General features: G+C 48.5%; 6 protein-coding genes and 2 pseudogenes. 3 read left to right on the top strand and 5 right to left on the bottom strand.

Features of this window, described 5'->3' with window-relative positions:
* The first annotated feature begins 179 nt into the window (after positions 1 to 179).
* Positions 180 to 1,304, top strand: a pseudogene (locus tag H6F80_RS09155) (IS3 family transposase).
* Between the two features lie 277 nt (positions 1,305 to 1,581).
* Positions 1,582 to 1,794: a hypothetical protein gene (locus tag H6F80_RS09150; protein WP_190791264.1), complete on the top strand. Its 213-nt coding sequence runs from the start codon at positions 1,582 to 1,584 to the stop codon at positions 1,792 to 1,794.
* A 181-nt stretch (positions 1,795 to 1,975) separates the two neighbouring features.
* Here the strand turns inward: H6F80_RS09150 and H6F80_RS09145 are convergent, their stop codons facing one another.
* The 5 genes from H6F80_RS09145 to H6F80_RS09125 all read right to left on the bottom strand — a co-directional run bounded on the left by H6F80_RS09145 (position 1,976) and on the right by H6F80_RS09125 (position 5,079).
* Positions 1,976 to 2,923 carry a DUF5996 family protein gene (locus H6F80_RS09145; RefSeq protein WP_190791263.1) on the bottom strand — a complete coding sequence of 316 codons (948 nt, stop codon included), beginning with the start codon at positions 2,921 to 2,923 and terminating at the stop codon, positions 1,976 to 1,978.
* Between the two features lie 32 nt (positions 2,924 to 2,955).
* Positions 2,956 to 3,231, bottom strand: a complete 276-nt coding sequence (locus H6F80_RS09140; protein ID WP_190791262.1) for a UBP-type zinc finger domain-containing protein — start codon at positions 3,229 to 3,231, stop codon at positions 2,956 to 2,958.
* Between the two features lie 36 nt (positions 3,232 to 3,267).
* Positions 3,268 to 3,843, bottom strand: a complete 576-nt coding sequence (locus tag H6F80_RS09135; protein ID WP_190791261.1) for a putative antibiotic biosynthesis monooxygenase — start codon at positions 3,841 to 3,843, stop codon at positions 3,268 to 3,270.
* 46 nt (positions 3,844 to 3,889) lie between these two features.
* The gene (locus H6F80_RS09130; protein WP_190791260.1) at positions 3,890 to 4,507 is read right to left on the bottom strand and encodes an FMN-dependent NADH-azoreductase; all 618 of its coding nucleotides are present in this window, start codon (positions 4,505 to 4,507) and stop codon (positions 3,890 to 3,892) included.
* Between the two features lie 149 nt (positions 4,508 to 4,656).
* Complete coding sequence (locus tag H6F80_RS09125) at positions 4,657 to 5,079, bottom strand: isochorismatase family protein (protein WP_199296462.1); 423 nt, start codon at positions 5,077 to 5,079, stop codon at positions 4,657 to 4,659.
* Here H6F80_RS09125 and H6F80_RS09120 point away from each other — a divergent pair.
* Positions 5,074 to 5,328, top strand: a pseudogene (locus tag H6F80_RS09120) (IS1/IS1595 family N-terminal zinc-binding domain-containing protein); the annotation flags it as partial. The gene H6F80_RS09125 and the pseudogene H6F80_RS09120 sit on opposite strands and share 6 nt — an antisense overlap.
* Positions 5,329 to 5,530 lie beyond the last annotated feature (202 nt).

The following is a 5,530-nucleotide window of genomic DNA, read 5'->3' as shown; positions in this document are numbered from 1 at the left end:
CATCCGGAAAATGCTCCTGAATCAACTGTTGCAGGTATGCCTCTTCGCTAGGGCTTAATGTCCTTCCTTGCCCCAGTTTGTTGCCTCGCGGGTACTGCTCTAGAGCAGCTTCTGAAATGACCCCCGCTTTTCGGACAGGAGGGTAGGAGTAGTATCCTTGTTCTTGAAAGGGGGCAACTATAACAGCAAACCGTCGTCAATACACCGCAGAGTTCAAAGCCAAAGTCATCCTGCAAGTGCTGAGTGGCGAAAAGACACCGAGCGATCTGTGCCGAGCGCACAAGCTGAACCCGAATGTGCTGAATCGGTGGCGCAAAGAATTTTTGGAGCAGGCACCGAGCATCTTTGAGCGGGGTGAAGTGGGCAGTGAGCATGAACAGAAGATCGCCGAATTGGAGCGGTTAGTGGGGCAGTTGACGGTACAGCTAGAGATCGCAAAAAAAGCATCGAGCTACTTGAGCCTGGACAAAAACGGGAGACGGTAATGCAGTTGAGCCAGGAGTATCCGATTGCGACCCTGTGTCAGGTGTTGAACTACCCACGCAGCCAAGTCTACTATCAATCGCAGCCACCGCCAGACGAGACTGAGATCAAAGAGGCAATTGTCAAGCTTTGTGGGCAGCATCCGACCTATGGTTATCGTCACATCACGGCGATGCTACAACGTCAAGGACAGGAGATTAACCACAAACGGGTAGCGCGGCTGATGAGGGAGCTAGGACTGGTTGGCAAGCAACCGGTCAGACGGAAACGGACGACCAACAGCAACCATGCGTTCCAGCGATATCCGAACCTGGTGATGGATTTAGCCATCGAGCGACCGGATCAAGTTTGGGTAGGGGACATCACGTACATCAGGCTGCAACAGGAATTTGTGTATTTGGCAGTGTTAATGGATGTGTTCACGCGTAGTATTCGGGGTTGGCATCTGGCGAGAAGCATGGAGGTGAGCTTGACGATCACGGCTCTGATGAAGGGACTAGCGAAGGGGCGACCAGAGATCCATCATTCTGACCAAGGCGTTCAATACGCAGCGAATGAGTATGCCAAGCTGCTAGAGCAGCACGCAGGCAGAAGTGGGACAGGCATGGCAGAACGGCTATGCAGAGCGATGGATGCGAACGATCAAAGAGGAGGAAGTTGACTTATCGGAGTATCGGAATTTCGCAGAGGCGTATGAACAGATTGAACAGTTTTTAGAGAATGTGTACACAAAGAAGAGAATACATTCATCATTGGGTTATTTAACACCGGATGAATATGAGAAGAAATGGAATGAACAACAAAAAGGAAATGTGATATAAAAGAGACACTTCCTTAAAGTCTTCGATCTCCTGTCCGAATTCATGGGTTCACTTCAATTGTTCCATTCCTCCTTGAGGATAGCTTGAGTCAATCAAGTGGCTAAAATTGCACTTATCTCTATCTGATTATTCTCAGATTATTACCGAGGTTTCCCGGAAGGACAAGCATTTCAGGCGCAATAGGAGGGCTTTCTGGAGCAGAAGTATATGGGGCGATCGCTCAATGAAGAGTGCTGGGCGTGCAGTTTGTTGATGGCAGCCGAAGCTCGCAAACTTCATGATGAAGAGCTTGGAGGCGATGGCTGCTGGCAGGAGGTGTGCCACAGTCGGCGGTCTTATTACCGGAAAGGTCGGAGCAGAGGGGCAGGGCGATACTCTTCCAGGCAAAGTGACCGGTATTGAGGAAGGTGTCGAGGCTGATGGCTACCAAGTTTTGAACATCATTGGTGTATTGCCAACGAGTTCCTTCCAGGCTGAGGAGAAATCTTAGTTTGTCTGCATTCTCAGGGGAGCGATCGCGCCAGAATGCCCTGACGGGTTCCCAAAATTGGAGTAATTGCCAGTAGGTTCATCGGAATTGTCCTTCACGCTCAAGGGTTAAGCGTCCAATAAACCAGTCTGCGAAACTGTCCTACATTTCACCACTTAAGATCTGCTAGTTAAACGCTAATTTAGGAATGCAGTTGCGACTTAAATGTCAACTGCTGAAGTTCCTCTTGATTCCAGTTGCCTAACCTGGCGGCAGCTTCGTAAGTGCTTTGCAAGAACTCTAACAACATCTGATCCGGTGATTCTGCCTCGCGGACAGCGTCATAGGGCAAAATAAATTCACCCAACTCTTTATTGTAAAATGCAGCATCGGGACGAACCTCAGCCTGCTTAAACCCATCGGGTTCTGGGTACGCATAGGAATAAAACGCTGGGTATGATAATCCGGCTCCGGGCCAAAATCCGGCACTACTGACTTCCTGGGAATAGGCTTCCTGCGCCACTGCATCCGGTAGATTTGGCACCCCTCCTGGATGTTCAGGAGCCGATCGCCCCGAAAAGCGAGTCACTGCTAAATCAAAACTCCCCCAGAAAAAATGAACCGGACTAACCTTGCCGGAAAAATGGGAACGAAATTCTCGAAAGACGCGATCGGACTGTAGCAACACTCGCCAGCATCGATTGGCATAATCCGCATCATAAGCAGCATGGGTTTCATCCTGCTCAAATCGAATTGGATCAGGGACTTCATTTGGTTTGGTGTTAATCGTGATGTGAAAATCTAATTCTCTCAGAGTTTCCATCACAGTCTGATAAAAATCAGCAACCGAGCGAGGGTAGAGTGCGATCGCTCGTCTTGCCCCTTCGCTGGTTTGAATCAGCAGTTCGTGATCAATAAAATCAAAGTCGATTTGAAAGATGCGACTGCCATAGGGAATCGTGGACGTGGTCAGTCCCCGAACGGTTAAATAGAGGGGGATATGCCAGGAATGATTAATCCACGGAGTTTGGGCAAATCGGATTTTGCCGATGATTTGAGTCCACATGTGCAAGGTGGTATAGGTCTCTTGCCATGCGTCCAGGGGTAAACTCGGCCAAATATCCGTTAGGGCAGGCTGATTTGATATCATGGTTTCCTCGCGAGTAGAAAAGGGGCGCGTGATCAATAGTTCTTCTGTTGTTCGTCGGCAAAACACCACAGCCATTGTTCTCCCAATTCGGCTGAACTAATCACCGCGTGTCCGCTTTCTTCGTAATGGTGGCGAGCGTGTTGATTTTTAGACGAGTCGCAGCACAGCATTTTGCCGCAGGTTTGACAAATTCTCAAGTGAACCCAGCGATCGCCAACCCGAAGGCATTCTTCACAGCGGAATACCGGGTAATTGGCTTTTGAAATCATATTCTCTAGTGTCAGTTCGTTCAGGTGTTGACAAGACATGGAAGATTTCTGTGAATGTGCAAGATATGTACTTGATCAAATGGGATACAGCCATGTGCGAAAGAGTTGAGTGAGGCGCGGCATAATCACGTAGGTCAGCAGGGCAACCGTTAGACCTGTAACCAACAACGTTCTGAGCAATACTGGAAGCCCAGCTAGGAGCGGTACTAGCAAACGATTGAGAATAGATATCGTAAAAAACACTCCCAGCCATGTCACGATCGCCATTTTGTAGCGCGGAGGTGGAGCCTTCATGGGTTTGTTGGGAAGCGTAAACCAGGTTTCCAGACCCGTTAGAGTTTGAATGGTTTCAGGCTTTTCAATCAAGGGCTGCAACCGCTCTAGCCATTCCTGCCGCACACTGGATTCCAGCCAGGTTTTGAGGTTGTCGTAATGATCAAATCTGAGAATTGCTACATATTCAGGATGAGCATGGTCACAGGGACGGATCACGCTGACCCCTAAGTGTCCCTTAAATTGATGGGCAGCCGTCGCAATTCCGTGCAACCATTCCTCATAACCTTGCTCACGCCCAGATCGAACGAAGTGAGAAATGATGGCGGTTACTTGGTGAGTTTCTTCATCTGTACCTACTACCCCTGGCTCTAGCATGAGAGATGACCTCAGAAAAACTTGGTTGCAAGGAACGCGATGAGTGCTAATGTGCGATGGCAGCTTTTAGGGCAGACTGAGCATTTGCGATCGCCAGATTCCGGGCTTCATCACCCAGATTAAGGCTATCGGCATAGACGAACTCAATATCCGTTATACCAATAAACCCAAAAATGAGTCGCAGGTAGGGCGTTTGTAGATCATAGGCGTGAGTAGGGCTACCTTCGGGATAGGCTCCGCCTTGAGCCATAATGATCGTCATTTTCTTGTTGTGAACCAGTCCCTTGTAACCTGTTTCATCAACGGAGAATGTACGTCCCGCTCGCACAATCTGGTCAAGGTAGGCTTTTAAGTTGGCAGGAATGCTGAAGTTATACATGGGGATACTGAAAACGTAGCGGTCGGCTGATAAAAACTCGTCGATCAATTCGTCGGACATTTGAATTGCAGCGGCTAACTCAGGTGTATGTTGATCGGATGGAGTAAATGCAGCCGCGATCCAGTCTTCGCTCACAAAAGGAACAGGGTAATGCCCAATATCACGGTAGGTGATGGTGTCGTTGGGATGAGTGGTTTTCCATTGGTTAATGAACTCTTTAGAGAGCGTGCGAGAGATGGAGCGATCGCCACGCGGACTCGCATCTAAATGGAGAATGTGGGTCATAGGATAAATCTCAGATTGTGAATGAAGAATGTAGCGGAGACGAATGAGCAACCGCTGGCGATCGCCCCTATTCTATGCACGAAATCATCCAGTGCTGCTGCAATGCCGCAAATGAACTGGATCACTGAGCAATGACAGCATTCACTTAGTTACACACGAGTCATGAGGCGTTCGCGATTGGCAGAGCCAGCATTTGATGTTGCTGCATAGCTCGTCATTAGGTTTTTGTAGTCAGGACTAAACCCTGCAAGGAGATTACCTAGCCCTTCAATATCGTTACGCCAATCACGGTGCAATTCACCCACAACGCTATACCAATTGACCAACTGAGCGCCAGCACGAGACATCCGATCCCAAGCTGCATCGCGACAGGTTTCATTGAAGGTGCCAGAGGCATCGGTGACAACAAAAACGTCATACCCTGCCTCCAATGCTGAAAGTGTGCAAAAAGTCACACAGACATCCGTGACAATTCCGGCAATAATCAATTGCTTCTTACCAGTTGCTTCTACGGCTTTAACAAATTCGGCATTGCATAATAGGGATATGAAATCAGGGTGAAACCGATGCAATGTCCCGACTGTAGCTCAACTGATATCAGTAAGAACGGCAAGCAAAGAGGTAAACAAAATTACCTTTGTAAAGCGTGTCGGCGACAATTCATCGAAATCTATGATCTGCCTACTGGATACCCAGATGAGTTCAAGCGTGAATGTCTCAAACTGTATGTCAACGGCATGGGTTTTCGTGCTATCGAACGGGTCAAAGGCGTTCATCATACGACGGTCATTACTTGGGTCAAACAAATTGGTGAGTTATTAGAGTTGTCGGGAAATAAGAACAGAGCTAGCCAATGCGACCTTTCAAGTTCTTCCTATGCCGCAGTCAGGTAGAAGTTCCATAATCCTGCTGCGGTTAGCATAAGGTGATCATCAAACTCCGCTTTTCGATTGCGATAGATAGCGCTCACCGCATTGTAACGCTTGACTCCAGCAAACGCATTTTCACAGACCACTCGCGATT

Source organism: Leptolyngbya sp. FACHB-711 (assembly GCF_014695615.1).
In the GTDB taxonomy this organism is placed as follows: Bacteria; Cyanobacteriota; Cyanobacteriia; order Elainellales; family Elainellaceae; genus Leptolyngbya_A.
This window is presented reverse-complemented; position numbering and strand designations above follow the sequence as displayed.

Bases quoted from the DNA above. Each gene is read 5' to 3' on its own strand.
- H6F80_RS09140 (WP_190791262.1), bottom strand. From the start codon at position 3,231: ATGTCTTGTCAACACCTGAACGAACTGACACTAGAGAATATGATTTCA.
- H6F80_RS09150 (WP_190791264.1), top strand. From the start codon at position 1,582: ATGATGAAGAGCTTGGAGGCGATGGCTGCTGGCAGGAGGTGTGCCACA.
- H6F80_RS09130 (WP_190791260.1), bottom strand. From the start codon at position 4,507: ATGACCCACATTCTCCATTTAGATGCGAGTCCGCGTGGCGATCGCTCC.
- H6F80_RS09145 (WP_190791263.1), bottom strand. From the start codon at position 2,923: ATGATATCAAATCAGCCTGCCCTAACGGATATTTGGCCGAGTTTACCC.
- H6F80_RS09135 (WP_190791261.1), bottom strand. From the start codon at position 3,843: ATGCTAGAGCCAGGGGTAGTAGGTACAGATGAAGAAACTCACCAAGTA.